Raw genomic sequence first — 22,219 nt, 5'->3', positions numbered from 1 at the left:
GCCGGTAGCCGGGGAGAAGGGCTACTTCTTCTTCCCGGTCTTGCCCGTCTTCACGGGCTTGACCACGGCGGTCTTCGCCGTGCCCACCTTGCCACCCCCCACCTCCTTCTCGAACATCGCAAAGTACTCCGAAGCCATCTTGCGCAGCGAGCGCCCGATGTTCGCGTAGTCGTACTCGTTGAGGTTGGCCAGCGACACGCGCCCCGAGGGGTGCTTGCCGCCGAAGCCGCGACCGGGCAGCAGCACGATGCTGGTTTCCGCGGCGATGCGGAACAGCGCTTCGTTCGGCTGCAGCTTCGTGAGAATCCACTTGCCGAAGCGCTCGCCGTGCATCTGCGTGGCGATGTCCTGCAGGTCGAGCAGGTGGTAGTAGCTCACCGAGTTCGGGTCGGGCTGCAGCGGCAGGCCCAGCTCGCGGTACAGCGCCTCTTTGCGGCGCGAGACGATGTGCTTCATCGACTTCTTGTAGGTCTCGCCCTCGTCCATGAGGCAGAACAGCGAGAACATCACCATCTGCGCCTGCACCGGCGTCGACAGGCCGGCCGTGTGGTTCAGCGCCACGGTGCGGCTGTCGGCCACGAGGCGGTCGATGAATTTCAGTTTGCGCGGCTCGGTGGTGATGGAGCTGTAGCGCGCGTCGAGTTCCCGGCGCTTGGCCTCGGGCAGGGCGGCGATCTTGCGGTCGAGGATGTTGTTCTCGTGCGTGGCGACCACGCCCATGCGCCAGCCGGTGGCGCCGAAGTACTTCGAGAACGAATACACCAGGATGGTGTTCTGCGGGCAGATCGCGAACAGCGACAGGAAGTTGTCGGCGAAGGTGCCGTACACGTCGTCCGTGAGGATGATGAGGTCGGGCCGCTGCTTCACGATGTCGGCGATATAGCCCAGCACCTCGTCGCTGATCTTCACCGACGGCGGGTTGCTTGGGTTGCACAGGAAGAAGGCCTTGACCTTCGGGTCGAGCAGCTTCTGCAGCTCCTTCTTGGTGAACTGCCAGTTGTTCTCGGGCGGCGCGTCGATCAGCGCCTCGATGAGCTGGTAGTCGTTCAGGTGCGGGATCTCGATGTAGGGCGTGAAGATCGGCATGCCCAGCGCGATGGTGTCGCCCGGCGACAGCAGGTGGTTCTCGCGCAGGCTGTTGAACAGGTAGGTCATGGCGGCGGTGCCGCCTTCCACCGCGTACATGTCGAACTTGCCCACGAAGGGGTGGGTGCCGATCATCTCCTTGTGGATGTACTGGCCCACGACGATCTCGGTCAGGCGCAGCATGCGGTCGGGCACCGGGTAGTTGCAGCCCAGGATGGCCTCGCACATCTCGTAGATGAAGTCGCCGGCCGACAGGCCCAGCTGGTCGCGCACGTAGGACACGGCAGCCTCGATGAAGCGCACGCCGGGCTCGCCCTCGTGCGACTTGGCGAAGAGCTCGAAGCGCGCCTCGATGCCCTCGCGCTGCGGAAAGCCGCCCACGTCCGCCATGTAGATGTACGAGCGCTCGGCCTCGGTCATGGCGAAGAGGCCGAACTGGAAGAAGCCGTGGCGCGGGGTGGTGGCCAGGAAGTTCGGGTTGCCGCGGCCGGCGTTGAGCATGAGCCGGTCACTCTGTCGTGCGACCTGGATCAGCGCATCCTTCAGTTCGAACGGGCTCAGGCCGCCCAGCTTTTTCACGTCGCCGAAATCCATGGAGTACTCCTTGGTTGATAAAAGGAAAGAAGAAAGAAGAGGAAAAGCGCGGTGCTCAGATCAGCGCCACGATCAGCGGCCCCAGCAGCGTGAGGAACACATTGGCCAGCGCGTAGGTGATGGCGAAGGGCACGGTGGGAATGGCGTTCTCGGCCTTGCCCAGCACTTCGCCGAAGGCCGGGTTGGCGCTGCGCGAGCCGCTCAGCGCACCCGCGAAGACGGCCGTGTTGTCGTAGCGCAGCACGTAGCGCCCGAACAGCATCGTGAGGATCATCGGCACCAGCGTGACGACCACGCCGACGCCGAAGATGGTCAGGCCCAGTTCCTTGATGGTCTGCACGGCCTGCAGGCCCGACGTCAGGCCGACCACGACCACGAAGCCCGCCAGGCCCAGGTCTTTCAGCAGCTGCACCGCACTGGGCGGCAGCGCACCGAAGGTCTGCTTCTTCGCGCGGTACCAGCCGAACAGCAGGCCCGACAGCAGCGCGCCGCCGCCGGCGCCGAGCGTCAGCGGAATGGCGCCGATCTTCACGCTCAGCAGGCCGACCAAGAGGCCCACCACCAGGCCCGCGCCCAGGTACACGAAGTCGGTCTTGGCGCTGGGCACGATCACGTCGCCGACGAGGGAGGCGACGCGCTTCACGTCCTGCTCGGCGCCGAAGATCGACACCAGGTCGCCCACCTGCACGACGGTGTCGGACTTCATCGGCAGCACCTGGCCCATGCGACTGAGCTGCACCACGAAGATGCCGTGGCGCACGCCGCCGGCGGTGGCCTGGCGGATCTGGTCGACGGTCTTGCCGCCGAAGTCCTTGTTGGTGAGCACGATCTCGCGCTTGTTCAGCGTCAGCTCCATGCCGTCGACCGCGTCGACCTCCTTGCCCAGCAGCGGCGCGCTCGCCACCACGGCATCGCGCCGGCCCACGGTGAGCACGTAGTCGCCCTGGCGCAGCACGAGCGTGGGGCTGACCTCGACGAACTTGCCGTCGCGCTTCACGCGCTCGATGGTGATGGTGGTGGCCGGGTTGGCGTTCTCGATGTCGGCCACCGTGCGCTGCGGATCGCTCGTGAGCTGGTAGATGCGCCCGACCAGCGAGGGCGCGGCTTCTTCCTGGTCGGGGCCGAGCACCTTCACGCCGGCCTGCATCGCCGTCTCGGCCGCGATCGCATCGTCGCGGATGCTGCGGCCCATGAGCTTGGGCAGGATGTTGACGCACACGATGATCGCGCCGAAGGAGCCAAACACGTAGGTCACGGCATAGCCGATGGCCACGTTGCCCTGCAGCCGCGCGGTCTCGGCCGCGGCGAGGCCGAGCTTGCCGATGGCGTCGCCCGCGGTGCCGATGATGGCGCTCTGCGTGAGGCCGCCGGCCGCCACGCCCGCCGCCAGGCCCTTGTCGAGCCCGAACAATTTGGCCATGACCACCACGGTCGCCAGGCCGGTGGCCGCCATCACGGCGGCCAGGATGATCTCCTTGATCGACTGCTTGCCCAGCGAGCTGAAGAACTGCGGCCCGCTCTCGAAGCCCACGGCGTAGATGAACAGCGCGAACAGCACGGCCTTCACGCCGCCGTCGATCTGCACGCCGACCTGGCTCACGATCACCGCCACCAGCAGCGAGCCGGCGACGCCGCCGAGCTGGAACTTGCCGAACTTGATCTTGCCGATCCAGTAGCCGACAGCCAGTGAGAGAAACAGCGCCATTTCGGGCGACTTCTTGAAGAGTTCATGCAGCCATTCCATAGAGGAAGTCCTTTCAGGGCATCAATGAGAAGAAGAGAGAAGAGAAGGGCGTGGAGCGTCTCGGGTCGTTGTCTTATTTCGCGTGCTGCACCAGGCCGGCCAGGGCCACGATCAGCGGGCCCATCAGCGGCAGCACGACGTTCGAGATGGCGTAAGTGATCGTGTAGCCCAGCAGTGGCGTGGCGTTGCCCGCGGCGTTCTGCACCGCGCTGAGCGCGGGCGTGCTGCACTGCTGGCCGGCGATGGCGCCCAGCAGCACCGGCGCCTCGAGCTTGAGCAGGCGGTGGCCGACGAACAGCGAGATGCTGGCCGGCACCACCGCGACGGCGATGCCCACGAGCGGCAGCGCAACGCCGAACTTCTGGACCAGCGCCAGCGCCTGCGGCCCCGAGGCCAGGCCCACGCAGGCGATGAAGGTGGCCAGGCCCAGGTCCTTCATGAGCGCCAGCGCGTCGGCCGGCACGCTCAGGCGGTGCGGGTGCTTCGACTGGTACCAGCCGAAGGCCAGCCCCGTGAGCAGCGCGCCGCCGCCGGTGCCGAGCGAAAACGGAATGCCGCCGAGCTTCGCGCTGAAGCTGCCGATGAACACGCCCAGCAAAATGCCCGCAGCGGCGAAGCTGATGTTGCTGCGCGTGGAGGCGATCACGCGGTCGCCGACCTGCGCGATGGCGCTCGCCACCTCGGGCGCGGGGCCGTAGAGCTGGAGCACGTCGCCGCGCTGCAGCGTGAGGTCGTTCACGAGCGGCATGGCGTGGCCGTCGCGCGCCACGCCGATCACCTGCACGGCGGACGGCAACTCGTTTTCCAGCATGCGCAGCCCGCGGCCGAACCACTCGCGGCGGTTGGCGACGACCTCGGTGGTCTCGACCACGGTATCGAAGGCGGTGGTGTCGGCGAACTCGCGGCCCAGCAGCTCGCCCACGTTGACGAGCGCGCTGCGCCGGCCGATGGCCAGCACCTGGTCGCCCACGCGCAAGTGCAGCCCGGGCTCGACCGCGAGGCTCTGGCCGTCGCGCACCACGCGCTCGATGCTGGCCCGCCGCCCGAGGATCGACGTCAGCTCGCCGACCGAGCGGCCGCGTCCCACGGTGACGCGGAACACGCGCCCGACCATCTCGGGCGTGGCGCTGGCGGCGTCCGGGTCGTCTGCGCCGCCGCCCATGGTCTTCCAGAGCTTGTCGGCTTCGGCGCGCAGGTTCACGCGCAGCAGCAGCGGAAACACCTGGCTCGTGACCACCACGATGGCGATCAGCCCGAACACGTAGGTGATGGAGTAGGCCGTGACCACGTTGGCCTGCAGCTGCGCGATCTCGGCGGCGGGGAGCGAGAGCTTCGAGATCGCGTCGGTCGCCGTGCCCACCACGGCCGATTCGGTGGCCGCGCCGGCCATCAGCCCGGCGGCCGTGCCGCGGTCGAGCGACAGCAGCACCGTGGCGCCGAGCACCAGCGCGAGCACCACCACCACCTCGACCAGGCACAGCAGGCCCAGCCGCAGGCCCTTGGCGTCGAGGTTGGCAAAGAACTGTGGGCCGCCCGCGTAGCCGAGCGCAAAGATGAAGAGCATGAAGAACACGTTCTTCACGCTGTCGTCGAGCCGGATGCCCAGTTGGCCGACCACCAGCGCGGCAATCAGCGTGCCGCAGATGCCGCCCAGCTGGATCGGGCCGAAACGGATCTGGCCCACCGCGTAGCCAATGCACAGCACCAGAAACAATGCGATCTCCGGACTGTTTCTGAGTATTTCCACAAGGTGGCCGAACATGTGCCGCGATCCCTCCGGGTTATTTGTTCATTCGAGCAGGTCGGCGGATCGCAACGAAAAAAGGAGCACTGCATCCATTGGCATCAACGGCTGGCGAGTGGTGGGGCTCCAGCGAAAACTTTATTTTTCGTTTTGCGAATTGCCGATTCTTTGCATCTTCGATGACGATAAATCAACATCCATGACAATTGTCAAAATCAGAAAAGAATTGAGCGAGCGGCAATAGAAACGAGGCTGTTTGAATTACAAATTACGCGCTGCACGGAATCCTCCGTCGCAGTCAGCTCTGACCGCACGAACCCGTCAGGCCTCGGGTTTTCGATAACTCAAGTTGCTTGATTTAGTCGGTCGACTGCTCGATAGTCCCCCTCGTCCGAATGCCTTCCCGCTCGTTGGCGGGTGGTCATCCGGTTCCATAGCAAGTACGGCAGGCGCTGTGCGCCCGCCCCCCTGAAGGAGACAACCTCATGTTCATCAGCCCGCGCTTCGTTCCCGCCCTGGCCATCCTGGCCCTGGCCGCATCGGCCACGTCCACGGCCCTGGCCGCCGACCCGCCCGTCATCGGCCTGGTCACCAAGACCGAGACCAACCCCTTCTTCGTGAAGATGAAAGAGGGCGCGCAGGAGGAGGCCAAGAAGCTCGGCGCCAAGCTGCTGTCAGGGGCAGGAAAGGCCGACGGCGACAACGCGGGCCAGATCACCGCGATGGAAAACATGATCGCCGCCGGCGCCAAGACCATCCTCATCACGCCCAGCGACGCCAAGGCCATCGTGCCGGCGATCAAGAAGGCGCGTGACAAGGGGATCATGGTCATCGCTCTCGACAGCCCGGCCGATCCGCCCGAGGCCACCGATGCGCTGTTCGCCACCAACAACTACACGGCCGGCGTGCTGATCGGCGAATACGCCAAGGCCGCGATGGCCGGCAAGACGCCCAAGATCGTCGCGCTCGACCTGCTGCCGGGCCACCCCGTGGGCGCGCAGCGCCACAACGGCTTCATGAAGGGCTTCGGCCTGCCGGCCAACGACGCCAAGTCGAACGAGCTGTCCAAGTCGCCCGAGATCGTCTGCATGGCCGACAGCTTCGGCGACCAGGCCAAGGCGCAGACCGTGATGGAGAACTGCCTGCAGAAGGCGCCCGACGTGAACCTGGTCTACACCATCAACGAGCCCGCCGCGGCCGGTGCCTACAACGCGCTCAAGCGCGCGGGCAAGGAGAAGGGCGTGATGATCGTCTCGGTCGACGGCGGCTGCCAGGGCATCAAGGACACGGCCGCCGGCATCATCGCCGCGACCTCGCAGCAGTACCCGCTGAAGATGGCCGCCATGGGCGTGGCCGCGGGCGTCGAATTCGCCAAGACCGGCAAGAAGGCCTCGGGCTACGTCGACACCGGCGTGACGCTCATCGCCGGCAAGAGCGTGGCCGGCGTCGACAGCAAGGACACCAAGACCGGCACCGAGCTGTGCTGGGGCAAGAAGTAAACGGCCCCCGGCAACAAGGAAAGCACATCGATGGCGACATCTCCGACGCACCGCATTCCGTGGGGCGCCCTCGGGCCGTGGCTGGCCCTGCTCGGCGCCTGCATCTTCTTCGCGACGCAGTCCGAGCGTTTTCTCACGGGCGGCAACCTGTCGCTGATCCTGCAGCAGGTGATGGTGGTGGGCGTGATCGCCATCGGCCAGACGCTGATCATCCTCACGGCCGGCATCGACCTGTCGTGCGGCATGGTGATGGCACTGGGCGGGATCATCATGACGAAGTTCGCCACCGAGCTCGGCATGCCGGTGCCGGTGGCCATCCTGTGCGGCATCGGCGTGACGACGCTTTTCGGCCTGCTCAACGGCCTCTTGGTCACGCGCATCAAGCTGCCGCCCTTCATCGTGACGCTGGGCACGCTCAACATCGCGTTCGCGATCACGCAGCTGTATTCGTCCTCGCAGACCATCACCGACCTGCCCGCCGGCCTCACGGGCCTGGGCACCACCTTCACCATCGGCAGCGCCGAGGTGGCGTGGGGTTCGGTGCTCATGCTCGCGCTCTATGCGCTCGCGTGGTTCGTGCTGCGCGAGACGGCGGCCGGCCGGCATGTCTACGCGATCGGCAACAACGCCGAGGCCACGCGGCTGGTGGGCATTCCCACGCAGCGCGTGCTGCTCGCGGTGTACGTGGCGGCGGGGGTGTTCTACGGCATCGCCTCGCTGCTGTCGGTGGCACGCACCGGCGTGGGCGACCCGAACGCGGGCCAGACCGAGAACCTGGACGCCATCACGGCCGTGGTGCTCGGCGGCACCAGCCTGTTCGGCGGGCGCGGCATCGTGCTGGGTTCGCTCATCGGCGTGCTGATCGTGGGCGTGTTCCGCAACGGGCTCACGCTGATGGGCGTGTCGTCGATCTACCAGGTGCTGGTGACGGGCGTGCTCGTGATCCTGGCGGTGGCGGCCGATCAACTCTCGCGCAAGGGAGCCCGCTGATGAACACCGTGGCCAACCCCAAGATCGTGATGCAGGCCAAGGGCCTGGTGAAGCGCTACGGCCAGGTCACCGCACTCGACGGTGTCGACTTCGAATTGCGCGAAGGCGAGATCCTCGCGGTGATCGGCGACAACGGCGCGGGCAAGTCGTCGCTCATCAAGGCGCTGTCGGGCGCCATCGTGCCCGACGAAGGCCAGATCCTGCTCGACGGCGCGCCGGTGCATTTCCGCAACCCGCTGGACGCGCGGCGCGCCGGCATCGAGACGGTCTACCAGGACCTCGCCGTCGCGCCCGCGATGACCATCTACGAGAACCTTTTCCTCGGCCGCGAGTTGCGCCGCCCCGGCTTCCTGGGCAATGTGCTGTGCATGCTCGACAAGAAGAAGATGCTGCTCGAAAGCACGGCGCGCATGGCCGACCTGAAGGTCGGCATCCAGTCGATGACGCAGGCGGTCGAAACCCTCTCAGGCGGCCAGCGCCAGTGCGTGGCCGTGGCGCGCAGCGCGGCCTTCGCGCGGCACGTGGTCATCATGGACGAGCCCACCGCCGCGCTCGGCGTGAAGGAAGGCAACATGGTGCTCGAGCTGATCCGCCGCGTGCGCGAGCGTGGCCTGCCCGTGGTGCTCATCAGCCACAACATGCCGCACGTGTTCGAGGTGGCCGACCGCATCCACGTGGCGCGCCTGGGCAGGCGCGCGGCCGTGCTCAATCCGAAGAAGATCAGCATGAGCGACACCGTGGCCGTGATGACCGGCGCCATGACCGCCGACCAGTTGCCCGCGGAGGCGCATGCCTGACACCGACATCGACATCGTTGAACGCCCTTCGGCCTTGCTGCGTCCGCGCGGCTCCAACCAGGTGGGCATGCGCCAGTTCAACGAGCGCGTGGTGCTGCAGGCGCTGCGCGTGCACACCAGCCTGCCCAAGGCCGACCTCGCGCGGCTCACGGGCCTGAGCGCGCAGACCATCGGCCTGATCACCGCGCGGCTCGAGGACGACGGCCTCATCGTCAAGCAAAGCCGCGTGCGCGGGCGCATCGGCCAGCCCTCGGTGCCGCTGGCGCTGAACCCCGACGGCGCCTTCGCCATCGGCGTCAAGCTCGGGCGGCGCGGGGCCGAGTGGCTGCTGATCGACTTCGCGGCGCGCGTGCGCGAGCACCACGCGATCCGCTACGAGTTTCCGGACGCCGTGGCGCTGCTGCCCGTGATCGCCGAGCACATCCACCGCCTGCGCGACGGGCTCGGGCCGCTGGCCGCGCGCAACGTGGGCGCGGGGCTGGCGGCGCCGTTCCAGCTCGGAGGCTGGCACCGCACGCTGGGGCTGTCGAAGGCGCAGTCGGACGAGTGGAACCAGATGGACCTGCTGGCCGAGGTGCGCGCGCGCACCGACGTGCCCGTGGGCTTCGCGCGCGACACCGTGGCGGCCTGCGTGGCCGAACTGGTGACGGGGCGCGGACACGACCTCAAGAGCTTTCTCTACATCTTCGTCGACACCTTCGTGGGTGGTGGGCTGGTCATCAACTCGCACCTGCACACCGGCGCGCACGGCAACGCGGGTGCGCTCGCGTCGATCCCGATGCGCACCGAGAAGCCCTCCGAAGGCCTGTCGACGCAGGTGGTGGCCGAGGCGTCGCTGTGGGAGCTCGAGCAGCGCTTGCGCGCCGAAGGCCTCGATGCCACGGCCGCCTACGACGACCGCGCGCTCGAAGCGCCGTTCGCCGCGGCCACGCAGGCCTGGCTCGGCAGCGCGTCACGCGCGCTGGCGCATGCCATCGTCAGCAGCACGGCGGTACTCGACCTGGCCGACGTGGTGATGGACGGCTCGATGTCGCGCGCGCTGCTCGACGCATTGCTGGTGCAGACCCGCGCGGCGCTCGCGCAATGCAACTGGGAAGGCCTGTGGGCGCCGCAGCTGCATGGGGGCAGGGCGGGGGCGCAGGCCTGCGCGCTCGGCGGCGCGATGCTGCCGCTGCACGCCAACTTTGCGCCGGACCACGATGTGTTTCTGAAGGCGGGGTGAGCCGCTCAAGAGCTCAGAGACTCGCCGAGGCGTGCAGGTCGCGCGGCAATCGCAGTGTGGTCGCGCGAGCGCCTGCGGGGCACGGCCCGTCGGAGTAGGCCGCATCGCCCTCGGGCATGACGCACTTGTGCACCTCGACGACGGCAGGCACGGACTTGGCGGCCGGCGTTTCGGGGCCGATCACCGGGGGCTCGAAGTTCGCGTTTGTCGGGGTGACGGGTGCTGAGGATGCGCTTGGCGCCGCATCCGGCAACGTTCGGCGAGCGGCCGATCTGTCGGGCTCGGCCTCGACCGGAACGACTGCCGTGGTCAGGAGCGCAGCACGCGCCGCGCTCTCGTGCACCAGGTCTTTCAAGGTCACGTAGAAGAGCGACATCGCCACCAGCGCCACGCCCAGGCACGGGGCCCAGTACCGCCGGGGGTCGCCGGCCCGTGAGTTCAACGCCGCGGCCACGCCAGGCCTCCGTTCTGCAACACGCCGGCCAGTTTCGCGATGCCGCCGGTGCCGCTCGCCGCCCGGCCGATCAGCGCGCCGCCGGCGGCGCCCGCGACGACTCGCATCAGGAACGACCGGCTGCGGCCCGCGGCCAGCAACAGCAGCACGCCGGCGCCGAGCACGACGAGGTGTTCGCCGGGGTAGTCGGCGCGCGCCGCATCCACCTGCTTGATCTTGTCGATCGTCTGTTTCAGGTCCATGGCTGAAGCTCCTTGTCGTGTTCAGCCGTTCTTACCGGTGAGCGCCGGGCTCCGCTGTAGGCCGGCGCCATGCGCGGTGACGGAATCCGCCGCGAAAACGCCGTGGAGAAAGCCGCATCGCACGGGAAGCGGGGCGCTCTCGATAATGCAGCCCGCTTGTAGAGAACCCCACAGAAGCACAGAAGTAGAGAACCGCGAAATGAGTGCTGCAGATTTTCTTTTCGCCCCCGAGGTGCAAAAGCTCTTGATGGTCGCCTACGCGGCGCCCCAACAACCCTTGTCTTCCAGCGAGCTGGCCCATCGCTCGAAGCTCGACCCCGCCGATGCGGAGCGCACCTTGGCGCACCTCGTCGGCAGCGGCATCCTGAAGAAGCAAAAGCCGAAGGCCGAGGAGGCCGAGACCTTCTCGATCGACCGCGCGTTCGTCTTCCACGACGAACTGCGCAACATCGCGCTCAAGTCGTTCGCCGCGGCCGAGCCGGTTCGCGCGATGCTGCGCGGCAAGTTCAAGGCCTCGGTCGTGCGCGCCTTCGTGCTCGCGGAGGACGAAGACGGCACCCTGGAGCTGCTCGTCGTGCACGGCCAGTCGATGCCCGACGAAGCCACCCTGGCGGCCGCCTGCCGGAAGCTCTCGAAGAACATCCACCGTCACCTGAAGGTGCACGTCATCTCGAACGCGAAGTTCAACGGCCTCACGCCGCGCGATGCACTCATGCCGAAACCCGCGGCGCTCGAGATCATCAAGCCCGGGGATACGAAGGCGCCGCTGCCCGTCGAGAAGATCGGCCTCCTGCAGAGTGCGAGGAAGAAGTTGGCGGCGCTGTCGAATTCGTCGACGTGATCGCCTGGCTTTGGTCCCGTGAGGCCAGCCGCCGATGCAGGCCGCGCCGGACCCCGACGGGTTCCTGAAGGCGGCCTGAGCCGGGGGAGGAGGGCGTGCTGGGGGACAATCGAAGCAACCCCCTCGACATCACAGCATCCCACGACCATGTCCCGCCTCGACGACCCCCGCCACGACGCCGAAGTCGGCTCCCGCGACAGCACCCTCGACACCACCCGCATCGACGACGTGCGCATCGGCGCCGTGCGTCCCCTCATGACCCCCGCGCTGTTGCAGGAGCGCGTGCCCGTGCGCGACAACACGCTCGCGCTGGTCGAAGGCAGCCGCGCGGCCATCGCCGACGTGCTGCACGGCCGCGACGACCGGCTGGTCGTGGTGGTCGGCCCGTGCTCCATCCACGACCACGACCAGGCCATCGAGTACGCACAGCGCCTGAAGAGGGTGGCCGATTCGCTGCAGGACGACCTGCTCATCGTGATGCGCGCCTACTTCGAGAAGCCGCGCACCACCGTCGGCTGGAAGGGCTATATCAACGACCCGCACCTGGACGGCAGCTTCGCCATCAACGAAGGCCTGGAGCGCGCGCGGCGCCTGCTGCTGGAGCTGACCACGCTGGGCCTGCCGACCGGTACCGAGTTCCTCGACCTGCTGAGCCCGCAGTTCATCGCCGACCTGATCGCCTGGGGCGCCATCGGCGCGCGCACCACCGAAAGCCAGAGCCACCGCCAACTGGCCTCGGGACTGAGCTGCCCGGTCGGTTTCAAGAACGGCACCGACGGCAGCGTGAAGGTGGCGGCCGACGCCATCCTCGCGGCGCGTGCGCCGCATGCCTTCATGGGCATGACCAAGATGGGCATGGCCGCGATCTTCGAGACGCGCGGCAACGACGACTGCCACGTGATCCTGCGCGGCGGCAAGGCGCCCAACTATTCGGCGGCGGATGTCGCTTCGAGCTGCGAGGCGCTGCTGGCCAACGGCCTGCGCCCCCAGGTGATGATCGACGTCTCGCACGGCAACAGCAGCAAGCAGCACCAGCGCCAGATCGTGGTGGCCGAAGACGTGGCCGCGCAGATCGCGGGCGGCGAGCGGCGCATCACCGGGATCATGATCGAGAGCCACCTCGAGGAAGGCCGGCAGGACCTGAAGCCCGGTGTGCCGCTGAAGCACGGCGTGTCGATCACCGATGCGTGCATCGGCTTTGCGCAGACGGTGCCGGTGCTCGAGGGGCTGGCGTCGGCGGTGAAGGCGCGGCGGCGGTTGGCCAAGGCCTGAGGCTGGAGGGGGCAGGGCGACTCCCTGCCGCCTGCGCCCGGGCGGGTCCGGGCAACGCTGTGAGCCGGCCCGCATCGACTTCCTGAGGCTGCCCAGCCTCGGGCGCCACCAAGCCCTGCGCTTGTTGCGACCACTTCCCCACCCGCCATCGACCGCACCAAGGCCTCCACTTCACGGAGGCAGGGGCGTCTTGACTGTGGTGGAAATGTAAACAATGCAAACAGTTTTCCAATTGTTACGAGAACTAGATCACGAAATTTGAGCCGAGGCGCCGTGAATCCGAGGGCAAACGGGCCGGTTGTGGGGCATCCTTGCGCCACTTTGTAGTCAAAACGTATGCAAAATGATTACAAAATACCGACCTTGCAGGTCTTATTGATTACATTTGGAGTGCTTTCATGCTCAAGCTCGCAGTCGCCGCGGCGGCCACCGCCACCCTCGTTTTCGCATCCGGTTCGGCCCTGGCTGACACCGCCGGTGCCAGCTTCCAGGTCAAGATGACCATCGTGCGCAGCTGCGCGGTGACGGCCGGCAGCGCCTCCGACATCAACCTGGGTGCGTCCGTGCAGCCCACCGCCACCAACCAGACGGGCAACAACACCATTTCGGTCACCTGCTCCAAGACCACGCCGTACACCGTCGGCCTGCTGCCTTCGTCCACCAACGGCGGCACCACCGACGGCACGGGTGCCATGTCGTCCGTCGCCAACTCGGCCACCAACACCGACAAGGTGCCCTACGCGCTGTACTCCAACGCGGGCAACACCACCGTGTGGGGCAACACCATCGGCACCGGCGCCAATGTGGTCGGCGGCACGGGCACCGGTGCGGCGATCACGCACACGGTCTACGCCAAGAACACCAACGCCAACTTCACCCCGGACAGCTACGCCGACACCGTGACGGTGACGGTCACGTACTGAGCCAGAGCTGAATCACCGAGCCAGAGCTGAATCGTGAGACGTGCACTTGCCATCCTCGGACTGTGGGGCGCATGCCTGCTTGGCGGCGGTGCGGTCCAGGCGGCCGGCCTGCAGGTCTCGCCGGTCACCCTGACACTGGCGCCGACACGGCAGGGCGACGGGCTCTGGCTGAGCAACACGGGAACGGCGCCGCTGGACGCGCAGATCCGCGTCTTCCGCTGGACGCAGGTGGACGGGCAGGACCGCATGGAGCCGGCGGACGGACTGGTCGTCAGCCCGCCCATGCTGCAGCTGCCCACCGACGGACGGCAACTGGTGCGCGTGATCCGCAACGGCCCGCCGCCCGCGGGCCCGGCGGAAGAGGCCTACCGCGTGCTGGTGGATGAGCTGCCCGTGCCCCAGGCGGCGGGCGCGGCGGCGGATGGCAAGAAGAGCAACCTGAACTTCGTGATGCGGCACTCGCTGCCCATCTTCGTGTCCCCGGCGGGCGCGGAGCCGGCCCCCGCACAGTTGCGCTGGAGCCTGCGGCGCGAGGACGGCAAGGCCGTGCTGGAAGTCAGTAACGGCGGCGGGGTGCATGCCCAGCTGGCGGACCTCGTGTTCACCGGCGCGGACGGCCGCGCCGTCGCCGCCTACACCGGCTTGCTGGGCTACGTGCTGCCCGGCGCCACCATGCGCTGGCCGCTGAAGACGTCGCCCGCCGCCCTTGTCGGCGCGGGTCGCTGGCAGGTCATGATCGATGGCAGAACGACGGACGCCAACCTCGCGCCGCTGGCGCGCTGAGCGGGCCGGGTTCGCTGCGAGGGCCTTGCTGGCTCCGTTTGCACTGGCCCTGACCACGCTTCCCGCCCACGCAGCGCCCGCCGCGCAGTCCGTGCCGGGGGCCATGACGCTGTACCTGGAGGTCAGCCTCAACGGCATGGCGCGCGGGCTGCACCCGTTTCGCCTGCAGGCCGGGGCCTTGTCGGCCTCCCGCGCGGTGCTGCGTGAACTGAGTTTCTCCCTGCCCGACAACGGCGCCGAATGGCTGCCCCTGCGCGACCTGCCCGGGCTCGTGGCCGACTACGACGCCGCGCGCCAGCAACTGAGCCTGACCGCGCCGCTGGCGATGTTGCAGCTGCCCACGGCCACGGTCGGGCAGGCGGCAGTCACCGCGCAGCCCCTGAGCACGTCCACCGGCCTGCTGCTGAACTACGACCTCTACGGCACCCAGGGCAGGGGCGGCAGCGCCAGCCTGAGCGCCTTCGGCGAGTTGCGTGCGTTCCGCGGCGCCAGCGTGCTCAGCACCACCTGGCTGATGCAGCGCACGCACGACACCCAGGGCTGGAAGGACCAGTCCGTGCGCATGGACAGCACCTGGAGCATGGCCTTCCCCGACCGGATGCTCACCCTGCGCGTGGGCGACACGCTCACCGGCGCCGTGCCCTGGTCGCGCGCCACGCGCATCGGCGGCATCCAACTGTCGCGCGACTTCGGCCTGCAGCCTTACCGGCAGACCGCGCCGCTGCCCAGCTTCATCGGTTCGGCCACGATGCCTTCGGACGTGGAACTGTTCATCGACGGCATCCGCCAGTACAGCGGCCAGGTGCCGGCGGGGCCCTTCCAGCTCAACGCGCTGCCGCGCATCAACAGCACGGGCACGGCGCAGGTGGTGGTGACCGACGCGCTGGGCCGCGCCGCCACGCTGAGCTTTTCGCTCTTCGACAGCAGCCGCCTGCTGGCGCCCGGGCTGAGCGACTGGACGGTGGACCTGGGCGTGGTGCGTCGCAACTACGGCCTGCGCTCCTTCGACTACGGCAAGCAGCCGGTGCTGACCGGCGCCTGGCGCCGAGGCCTCAGCGACAGCTTCACGATCGAAGCGCATGGCGAAGTGACGCGCGGCCTGGCGCTGGCCGGTGCGGGCGGCGTGTGGCAGCTGGGCGCCGCGGGCACGCTGTCGGCGGCGCTGGCGGGCAGTCGGCACGACGCCGACACCCCCGGCGGCAGCCGCAGCGGCACGCAGACCAGCCTGGGCTACCTGTGGCGGCAGGAGCGCCTGTCGGTGGGTCTGAACGGCTCGCGCACCCAGGGCGACTACCGCGACGTGGCCACGGCCTACGGCTCGGCACCGGCCAAGGGCAGCGCCAGCGCGAGCGTGGGCTATGACATGGGTGGCCTGGGCAACGTCAGCGTCAGCTACCTCTACCTGCGCCCGGTCGGTCAGAACGCGTCGCGCTACGCCAGCGTGAACTGGTTCCGTTCGATCGGGCGCACGACCTCGGTCTCGGTGGGCATGAACCAGAACCTGGACAAGCGCAGTGACCGCGGCATCTTCGTCGGCCTGAGCTGGTCGTGGGACGCGCAGACCAGCGTGAGCGCCGGCGTGCAGCGCAGCGGCGACCAGGGCACCGTGGGCACCGTCAGCGCGCAGCACTCCCCCCTCGGCGACGGCGGCTGGGGCTGGCGCGCCACCGCGCGCACGGGCGGCGGCACGAGCGGCGGGCAGGCCGAGATCAACTACCTCGGCCCCTACGGCCGCGTGCAGGCCGGGGTGAGCGAGATGGGCGGTGGCCGTGCCAGCCGCTACGCCTACGCCGGCGCCAGCGGTGCGCTGGTGCTGATGGGCGGTGGGGTGCTGGCCGCGCGGCGCATCGACGACGCCTTTGCGGTGGTGGACACCGACGGCGTGGCCGGCGTGCCCGTGAAGCTCGAGAATCGACCGGTGGGGCAGACCAACTCGCGCGGGCTGCTGCTGGTCGTGCCGGTGAACGCCTACCAGAACAACAAGCTGGCGATCGACCCGATGGACCTGCCCGCCGACGTGCGCATCGAGCGCGCCGAGAGCCTCATCACCCCGGCTGGCCGGTCGGGCGCGCGGGCGCATTTCGGCATCACGCCCGTGCGGGCCGCCCACGTGGCATTGATGGACGCGCAGGGCCAGCCCTTGCCGCTGGGCAGCCGCGTGCAGGTGAACGGGCAGGAGGGCGGTGGCGCGGTGGTGGGCTACGACGGCTGGGTGTACCTGGACACGCTCGACGTGCGCAACACGCTGGCCGTGCGCACGCCCGACGGCGCGGTGTGCCGGGCGCAGTTCGACTGGCGGCGTCCCGAGGGCGGTGGTTTGCAGAAAGAGCGGTTGACATGTGGACGTTGAGATTCGTGAAACTGGCGCTGGCGCTCTCGTGGCTGCTGGGCATGGGCGCGGCGCATGCCGACCCGAGCTGCTGGGTCGCCAGCCAGCCCAGCTTCGCCTTCGGCACCGTGACGGCGTCGGCGGCGACGGACACCACCGCCACGGTCGGCTTCGCCTGCCAGAACGACACCGGCCAGACCATGTACTTGAGCTACTGCGTGTACGTCTCCCAGGGCAACGAGATCGCCGGCTACGCCCCGCGCTACATGACCAACTGGAACGGTTCGCAGATGGCCTACAACATCTACGCCGACGCGGCCCGCAGCGGCATCGTCGGCCCGCCGCCGGGCGGCGGCACCTACGCCAGCGCGGGTGGCACCTTCGTGCTGCCGGCCAGCGGCGGCAACGTCGCGTTGAACATCCCGCTGTACGGTCGCGTGCCGTCCGGGCAATCGCTGGCGGCGGGCAGCTACCAGGCCAACATCTACAACTCCGAGGTCGTCTGGGGCATGAAGAGCGGCAACGCGCCCGACAGCTGCACAGCGAGTTCGGCCAAGTACATCGGCAGGACGAACTTCTACACGCAGGTCACGGCCCTCTATTCCAACGCCTGCACCGTCAGCGTGGCGGCCACCGACCTGGACTTCGGCAGTGCCAGCTCGCTCAGCGCCGCGGTCAACGGCACGGCCGCCATCACCATGGCCTGCCCGCCCAGCACCGCCTGGAAGGTGGGGCTGAGCAATGGCGTGAACGTGGCGGGAACCCAGCGGCGCATGGCGGGCGGCACCGGTGACTACATCCAGTACGAGCTGTACCGCGATGCCGCGCGTTCACTGCGCTGGGGCAACACCGTCGGCACGGACACGGTCGACGGCAGCGGCAACCCCGGCAGCAGCATTCCGGTCTATGGGCGGGTGCCGGCCCAGACCAATGTGACGCCGGGCAGCTACAGCGACACGATCACGGTCACCGTGACCTACTGAAGAATCGCCATCGCCCCGGGGCCGGGCTGCGCATCAGATCGGCGCGTACGTCCCCGTGCCGTCCGGCCAGGCCGTCAGCACCTCGTAGCCGTCGGCCGTCACTGCCACCATGTGCTCCCACTGCGCGGACAGCGAGCGGTCCTTGGTCACGACGGTCCAGCCGTCGGCCAGCTGCTTCGTTTCGGCGCGGCCCGCATTGAGCATCGGCTCGATGGTGAAGACCATGCCCGGCTCGAGCACGAGGCCTTCCCCGCGCCGCCCGAAGTGCAGCACCTGCGGCTCGTCGTGGTAGATGCGGCCGATGCCGTGCCCGCAGTACTCGCGCACCACGCTGAAGTGCTCGCGCTGGGCGACCGACTGGATGGCGTGGCCCACGTCGCCCAGCGTCGCGCCGGGCTTCACCTGGCGGATGCCGGCGCACAGCGCTTCGTAGGTCGTCTCCACCAGCCGGCGCGCCAGCACACTCGGCGCACCGACGAAGAACATGCGGCTGGTGTCGCCGAACCAGCCGTCCTTGTTGACGGCGACGTCAATGTTGACGATGTCGCCCGCCTTCAGGATCTTGTCGGCCGAGGGAATGCCGTGGCACACCACCTGGTTGACCGAGGTGAGGATGGTCTTCGGATAGCCCAGGTAGCCCACGTTGGCGGGAATGGCGCCTTGCACCTTCACGATGTGTGCGTGGCAGAGGCGGTCGAGCGCTTCGGTGCTCACGCCGGGCACGACGTGTGGCTCGATCATCGCCAGGACCTCGGCGGCCAGCTGTGCGGCGCGCCGCGCCATCACCAGCTCTTCGGCGGACTTGAGTGGAACGTCGTGTGCCATCAGTGCTGCTTGCCGTTCGCGGGGCCGCGGGGCTTGCCGGGGGGCGCCGCAGTGACTGTCGCGGCAATGTCCAGCCCGCCCGAGAGCTCGGCCTGGATCAGCAGCTGACAGACCTCCCGGTAGTCGAGGTCGGGATGCATCTCGGTCAGCATGCCGACCCGCATCCAGTGCTCTGCCTGCGCATTGATCGACCGGCTGAGGGCGTTGCCCGCCACGCGCAGGTTCTCGTGCATCAGGTCTGAAATCTTGACGATGCCCATGGGCCACCTCTGTATGAAACGTATATGGATTGTATGCGTTTCATGTGGTCGGGTGTTGGGGGCCGGTCTACGCGCTCTTGTCCCGCGCGATCAGCAGGTTGCGCGCTTCCGCCAGCAGCGGCTTCACGGTCTCGAAGGTCGCGGCGCTCGGGTTGATCACGCTGACCCAGTGCATCTTGGCGTACACCGGGTGCGGCATCAGCCGGTCGAGCGCGGTGTAGTCGATGTCGACTGGTGGCTGCTCGCCGAACAGCGCGCGAAAGGTCTCCTTGCCCACGCCGACGTTCAGGCGAAACACGCCGGGCCGGTTCAGCTTCGAGGCGCTGTCGAAGTCGTTGTCCTTCGTCACGATCGTGGCAAAGGGGAACTTGTTGTCCGCGCCATGGAAGAAGAAGGTGTTGTCGTCGGCCACTTCGAAATGGCCGCCGCCGAGCATGTCGATGAGGTGTTGGGTGATGTCGTCTTCGGTCATGGAGGTTGGATGAGGTCAAGGCTTCCAGCGCCGCAGGCCGAGCTCGTCGGCCAGTGCCTGGTAGGCCTTGATGCGCGCCTGCACGTAGTCGTCGAGTGCGGCGCCGGTGAGGGCGAAAGGATAAAGGCCGTGCCGTTCGCGCAGCGCCGCGTAGCCCGGCGCGGCCGTGGCCTCGGCGAAGGCGGTGGTCCAGGCGCGCACGGCGGCGTCGGGCACGTTGGCGCTCAGGTAGACGCCACGCACGGTCGGCCAGACGATGTCCGCGCCTTGCTCGCGCGCGGTGGGCACGCCCGTGAGCGCGCCGCCCAGCCGCGCTTCGGACAGCACCGCGAGCAGGCGCAGCGGCGCGCCGCCGGCGATGGCTTGCAGCGCCTCGGCGGCGTCGCCGGGGAACGCGTCGACGTGCTTGCCCTGCAGCGCGCCCAACGCATCGCCGCCGCCTTCGAAGGACACGAAGCGCATCGCCTTCGGCGCGCCGCCGGCCGCGCGCACCAGCAGCGCGGCCTTCACCCAGTCCTGGCTGCCGACCGTGCCGCCCGCGCCGAAGACCACGCGCGACGGGTCCTGGCGCAGCGCGGCGATCAGGTCCTGCAAACGTCGGTAGGGCGAGTCGCGGTGCACGGCGACCACGCCGTAGTCGGTGCCCAGCGTGGCGATCCAGCGCACGGCCGAGGGCGGGTGCGGCCCGAAGCGACCCTGCGCGAGGTTGAGCAGCGAGCCGCTCGAGAACGCGACCAGCGTGCCCGGACCGCCGAGCTGGCCGCTCGCGATGCGGTCGAAGGCCACCGCGCCGATGCCGCCCGGCAGGTAGCGCTGCGCGAGCGGCGTGCGCGCGGGGCGCACGGCCTGCAGCGCATCGCGCGCCAGCGCGCAGGTCAGCGCGAAGCCGCCGCCGGCCTTGGCGGGAATCACGCATTCCGCCGGGCCTTCGGACGCGTCGCCCGCCGCCGCCGTCGCCTGCAGCGCGGCGGGCGCGAGCCACGCGGACAGCGCGCGCAGCGCATGGCGACGGGTGAGAGCGAAGGGGCGTGGCATCGACGGGAAGGAGGGTGGCGGTTCACCCCGCAGGCCGGGGCCACCAGATGATGGCATGCAGGCCCGGGCCGGCGCCGCGCGCTTCGAGCCGCAAGTCGCCACGGTGCCGCTGCGCGATCGAACGCACGATCGCCAGGCCGAGCCCGAAGCCGCCCTGGTCCGCGCGCGCGCCGCGCCGGAAGCGCTGGCCCAAGGTGGCGCGCTCGTCCTCGCTCAGGCCGGGGCCGTCGTCCTCCACGTTGAGGCTCCAGCCCGCGGCATCGCCGGCCGCGAAGAGCGTGATCGTGCCGGCCGCCGGCGTGTAGGCGATGGCATTGGCCACGAGGTTGCTCAGCGCCTCGCGCAGCAGGCCCCGGTCGCCCACCGCGTGCAGCTCGGGCGAGGGCGCATGGATGCCCAGGTCGATGCGCTTGGCGCGCGCCAGCGGCAGCAGGTCGACCGCCACTTCGCGCAGCAGCTCGGCGGTGTCGAACTCGGCGGGCGCCACGGCCACGGTGTCGCTGCGGCCCAGCGCCAGCAGCTGCTGTGCGCTGCGCGTGGCACGGCCGATCTCGGCGCCCAGCGCGTCGAGCGCGGCGCGCACCTGCGCCGGGTCGTCCTCGCGTCGTGCGTAGTCGGCCTGCATCTGCAGCGTGGTCAGGTGCGTGCGCAGCTGGTGCGAGGCGTCGTCCAGAAACTGCCGTTGTTGTGCGACCAGTTCCTGCGTGCGCGCCATCTGCTGGTTCACGGCGGCCACCAGCGGACGCACCTCGGCGGGCAGGTCGGTCTCGGCGATGCGCGTGAGGTCGTCGGGCGTGCGCGCCTGCACCTCGCGCGCGAGCCGCGAGAGTGGCCGCAGCGCCGCCGCCAGCGCCAGCGCAGTGCCGCACAGCAGCATCGCAAGGATCAGCCCGTCGCGCAGCGCGGCGCTGCGCACGAAGCGCCGCGTGAACTCCTGGCGCGAGCCCGTGCTCTCGCCGACCTGGATCAGCACGCTGCGCCCGGTGCTGCCGGCCGGCGCGCGGTCCAGGTCGCGCCGGTAGGCCGCGAGCCGCACGGCCTCGCCGAAGTAGGTGGCGTCGTAGAAGGCCGGCACGCCCATCGCCGGCTCGACCGGCGGCGCGGGCAGGTCGGCGCTGCCCAGCTCCACCAGCCCGTCGGAGGTCGCGACGCGAAAGAACACCTGCCCGCTGGCCGTGAGCTCGAAGAACTCGAACATCGTGTACGGCAGCTCGACCGACAGCCCGCCCGAGGCCGTGGAGATGTTCGCGTCGATCGACTTGAGCGCGCCGAGCAGCGAACGGTCATATGCGGCGTTGGCTGCGGCCAGCGCGTCGTGCCGCGTCATCCACAGCTCGATGCCCGTCACCAGCAGCAGGGCGGGGAACAGCAGCAGCGCGAGCCGCTGCCACAGGCTGGTGCGGCGCAGGCGGTCGGTGAAGCGGCGCAGCGCGCTCACTCAATCCGCTTCCAGCACGTAGCCCAGGCCGCGCAGCGTGACGATGCGCACGCCGCTGCCGTCGAGCCGCTTGCGCAGCCGGTACACCAGCACCTCGATGGCTTCGAGGTGCACCTCGTCGTCGTCGGAGAACACGCGGTCGAGGATCTGCTGCTTCGACAGCGGCTCGCCGCTGCGTTGCACCAGCGCGCGCAGCACGGCCTGTTCGCGCGGCGACAGGGCGAGCGCCTCGCCGCCCAGCGTGAACTGCCGGCGTGCGCCGTCGTACACCAGCGGCCCGCAGGCCAGGCGCGGATGCTCCACGCCGCGCGCGCGGCGCACCAGCGCATGCAACCGCGCTTCGAGTTCGGCCAAGGCGAAGGGCTTGGCGAGGAAGTCGTCCGCGCCCGCGTTGAGGGAGGCGACGCGCTCGTCCAGCGAATCGCGCGCCGTGAGGATCAGCGCCGGCAGCCGCTGATCGCGTTCGCGCAGCCGCTGCAGCACCGTGTGGCCGTCCATGCCGGGCAGGCCCAGGTCGAGCACCAGCGCGTCGTGGTCGCGCTGCTGCAGCGCCCGGTCGGCCAGCCGGCCGTCGTCCACCCATTCGACCTGGATGCCCGCATGCTCCAGCGCCTTGCAGAGCCAGGTGCCCAGGGTGTGTTCGTCTTCGGCCAGCAGGATGCGCATGGCGCCGATGCTAGGGCCTG

General features: G+C 69.0%; 21 protein-coding genes. 10 read left to right on the top strand and 11 right to left on the bottom strand.

Annotated features, from left to right (window positions below; translation table 11 throughout):
* Window positions 1-21 precede the first annotated feature (21 nt).
* From ACAM52_RS15385 to aspT (ACAM52_RS15375), 3 genes are all read right to left on the bottom strand, one after another.
* Entirely contained in the window at window positions 22-1,680 is a 1,659-nt protein-coding gene (locus ACAM52_RS15385; protein ID WP_369647541.1) for a bifunctional aspartate transaminase/aspartate 4-decarboxylase, read from the bottom strand.
* Between the two features lie 55 nt (window positions 1,681-1,735).
* Entirely contained in the window at window positions 1,736-3,424 is a 1,689-nt protein-coding gene (aspT, locus tag ACAM52_RS15380; protein WP_369647540.1) for an aspartate-alanine antiporter, read from the bottom strand.
* 73 nt (window positions 3,425-3,497) lie between these two features.
* Window positions 3,498-5,186, bottom strand: a complete 1,689-nt coding sequence (gene aspT / locus ACAM52_RS15375; protein WP_369647539.1) for an aspartate-alanine antiporter — start codon at window positions 5,184-5,186, stop codon at window positions 3,498-3,500.
* A 467-nt stretch (window positions 5,187-5,653) separates the two neighbouring features.
* On the opposite strand from aspT (ACAM52_RS15375), the gene ACAM52_RS15370 reads away from it, so the two are divergent.
* Genes ACAM52_RS15370 through ACAM52_RS15355 form a run of 4 tightly spaced genes read left to right on the top strand, consistent with a single transcriptional unit; the run spans window position 5,654 to window position 9,676 of the window.
* The gene (locus ACAM52_RS15370; protein WP_369647538.1) at window positions 5,654-6,667 is read left to right on the top strand and encodes a sugar ABC transporter substrate-binding protein; all 1,014 of its coding nucleotides are present in this window, start codon (window positions 5,654-5,656) and stop codon (window positions 6,665-6,667) included.
* Window positions 6,668-6,697: 30 nt separating this feature from the next.
* Window positions 6,698-7,657: an ABC transporter permease gene (locus tag ACAM52_RS15365; RefSeq protein ID WP_369647537.1), complete on the top strand. Its 960-nt coding sequence runs from the start codon at window positions 6,698-6,700 to the stop codon at window positions 7,655-7,657.
* Window positions 7,657-8,454 (top strand): ATP-binding cassette domain-containing protein, encoded by a 798-nt coding sequence (locus ACAM52_RS15360; RefSeq protein ID WP_369647536.1) that lies wholly within the window; start codon window positions 7,657-7,659, stop codon window positions 8,452-8,454. Before ACAM52_RS15365 ends, ACAM52_RS15360 begins: the two co-directional genes overlap by 1 nt.
* Window positions 8,447-9,676, top strand: coding sequence for an ROK family protein (locus ACAM52_RS15355; RefSeq protein WP_369647535.1), 1,230 nt, complete (start codon window positions 8,447-8,449; stop codon window positions 9,674-9,676). The genes ACAM52_RS15360 and ACAM52_RS15355 overlap by 8 nt, the downstream gene beginning before the upstream one ends.
* 13 nt (window positions 9,677-9,689) lie before the next feature.
* Here the strand turns inward: ACAM52_RS15355 and ACAM52_RS15350 are convergent, their stop codons facing one another.
* Window positions 9,690-10,052, bottom strand: a complete 363-nt coding sequence (locus ACAM52_RS15350; protein WP_369647534.1) for a hypothetical protein — start codon at window positions 10,050-10,052, stop codon at window positions 9,690-9,692.
* A 62-nt stretch (window positions 10,053-10,114) separates the two neighbouring features.
* Window positions 10,115-10,372 carry a hypothetical protein gene (locus ACAM52_RS15345; RefSeq protein ID WP_062475704.1) on the bottom strand — a complete coding sequence of 86 codons (258 nt, stop codon included), beginning with the start codon at window positions 10,370-10,372 and terminating at the stop codon, window positions 10,115-10,117.
* 199 nt (window positions 10,373-10,571) lie between these two features.
* Here ACAM52_RS15345 and ACAM52_RS15340 point away from each other — a divergent pair, with 199 nt between their 5' ends.
* The 6 genes from ACAM52_RS15340 to ACAM52_RS15315 all read left to right on the top strand — a co-directional run bounded on the left by ACAM52_RS15340 (window position 10,572) and on the right by ACAM52_RS15315 (window position 17,503).
* Complete coding sequence (locus tag ACAM52_RS15340; protein WP_369647533.1) at window positions 10,572-11,213, top strand: hypothetical protein; 642 nt, start codon at window positions 10,572-10,574, stop codon at window positions 11,211-11,213.
* A gap of 147 nt (window positions 11,214-11,360) precedes the next feature.
* The gene (locus ACAM52_RS15335; RefSeq protein ID WP_369647532.1) at window positions 11,361-12,485 is read left to right on the top strand and encodes a 3-deoxy-7-phosphoheptulonate synthase; all 1,125 of its coding nucleotides are present in this window, start codon (window positions 11,361-11,363) and stop codon (window positions 12,483-12,485) included.
* 398 nt (window positions 12,486-12,883) lie between these two features.
* Complete coding sequence (locus tag ACAM52_RS15330) at window positions 12,884-13,408, top strand: spore coat U domain-containing protein (RefSeq protein ID WP_369647531.1); 525 nt, start codon at window positions 12,884-12,886, stop codon at window positions 13,406-13,408.
* A 33-nt stretch (window positions 13,409-13,441) separates the two neighbouring features.
* Window positions 13,442-14,191, top strand: coding sequence for a molecular chaperone (locus ACAM52_RS15325; protein ID WP_369647530.1), 750 nt, complete (start codon window positions 13,442-13,444; stop codon window positions 14,189-14,191).
* Between the two features lie 25 nt (window positions 14,192-14,216).
* Window positions 14,217-16,541 (top strand): fimbria/pilus outer membrane usher protein, encoded by a 2,325-nt coding sequence (locus ACAM52_RS15320; protein WP_369647529.1) that lies wholly within the window; start codon window positions 14,217-14,219, stop codon window positions 16,539-16,541.
* Complete coding sequence (locus tag ACAM52_RS15315; protein ID WP_369647528.1) at window positions 16,529-17,503, top strand: spore coat protein U domain-containing protein; 975 nt, start codon at window positions 16,529-16,531, stop codon at window positions 17,501-17,503. Before ACAM52_RS15320 ends, ACAM52_RS15315 begins: the two co-directional genes overlap by 13 nt.
* Before the next feature lie 33 nt (window positions 17,504-17,536).
* Here the strand turns inward: ACAM52_RS15315 and map are convergent, their stop codons facing one another.
* The 6 genes from map to ACAM52_RS15285 form a co-directional block, all read right to left on the bottom strand.
* Window positions 17,537-18,328: a type I methionyl aminopeptidase gene (gene map / locus ACAM52_RS15310; protein ID WP_369647527.1), complete on the bottom strand. Its 792-nt coding sequence runs from the start codon at window positions 18,326-18,328 to the stop codon at window positions 17,537-17,539.
* Window positions 18,328-18,588, bottom strand: a complete 261-nt coding sequence (locus tag ACAM52_RS15305; RefSeq protein ID WP_369647526.1) for a ParD-like family protein — start codon at window positions 18,586-18,588, stop codon at window positions 18,328-18,330. The genes map and ACAM52_RS15305 overlap by 1 nt, the downstream gene beginning before the upstream one ends.
* Window positions 18,589-18,655: 67 nt before the next feature.
* Complete coding sequence (locus ACAM52_RS15300) at window positions 18,656-19,060, bottom strand: DUF6194 family protein (protein WP_369647525.1); 405 nt, start codon at window positions 19,058-19,060, stop codon at window positions 18,656-18,658.
* 15 nt (window positions 19,061-19,075) lie between these two features.
* Window positions 19,076-20,095: a Bug family tripartite tricarboxylate transporter substrate binding protein gene (locus ACAM52_RS15295; RefSeq protein ID WP_369647524.1), complete on the bottom strand. Its 1,020-nt coding sequence runs from the start codon at window positions 20,093-20,095 to the stop codon at window positions 19,076-19,078.
* A gap of 22 nt (window positions 20,096-20,117) precedes the next feature.
* On the bottom strand, window positions 20,118-21,533 hold the full coding sequence (locus ACAM52_RS15290; RefSeq protein ID WP_369647523.1) for a sensor histidine kinase: 1,416 nt from the start codon (window positions 21,531-21,533) through the stop codon (window positions 20,118-20,120).
* The gene (locus tag ACAM52_RS15285; protein WP_062482520.1) at window positions 21,534-22,199 is read right to left on the bottom strand and encodes a response regulator; all 666 of its coding nucleotides are present in this window, start codon (window positions 22,197-22,199) and stop codon (window positions 21,534-21,536) included.
* Window positions 22,200-22,219 lie beyond the last annotated feature (20 nt).

Origin of the sequence: Variovorax sp. V118, from assembly GCF_041154445.1 — a bacterium.
GTDB lineage: Bacteria > Pseudomonadota > Gammaproteobacteria > Burkholderiales > Burkholderiaceae_C > Variovorax > Variovorax boronicumulans.
Note: the sequence above shows the minus strand (reverse complement) of the source record. Positions and strands in the feature narration are given on the sequence as shown.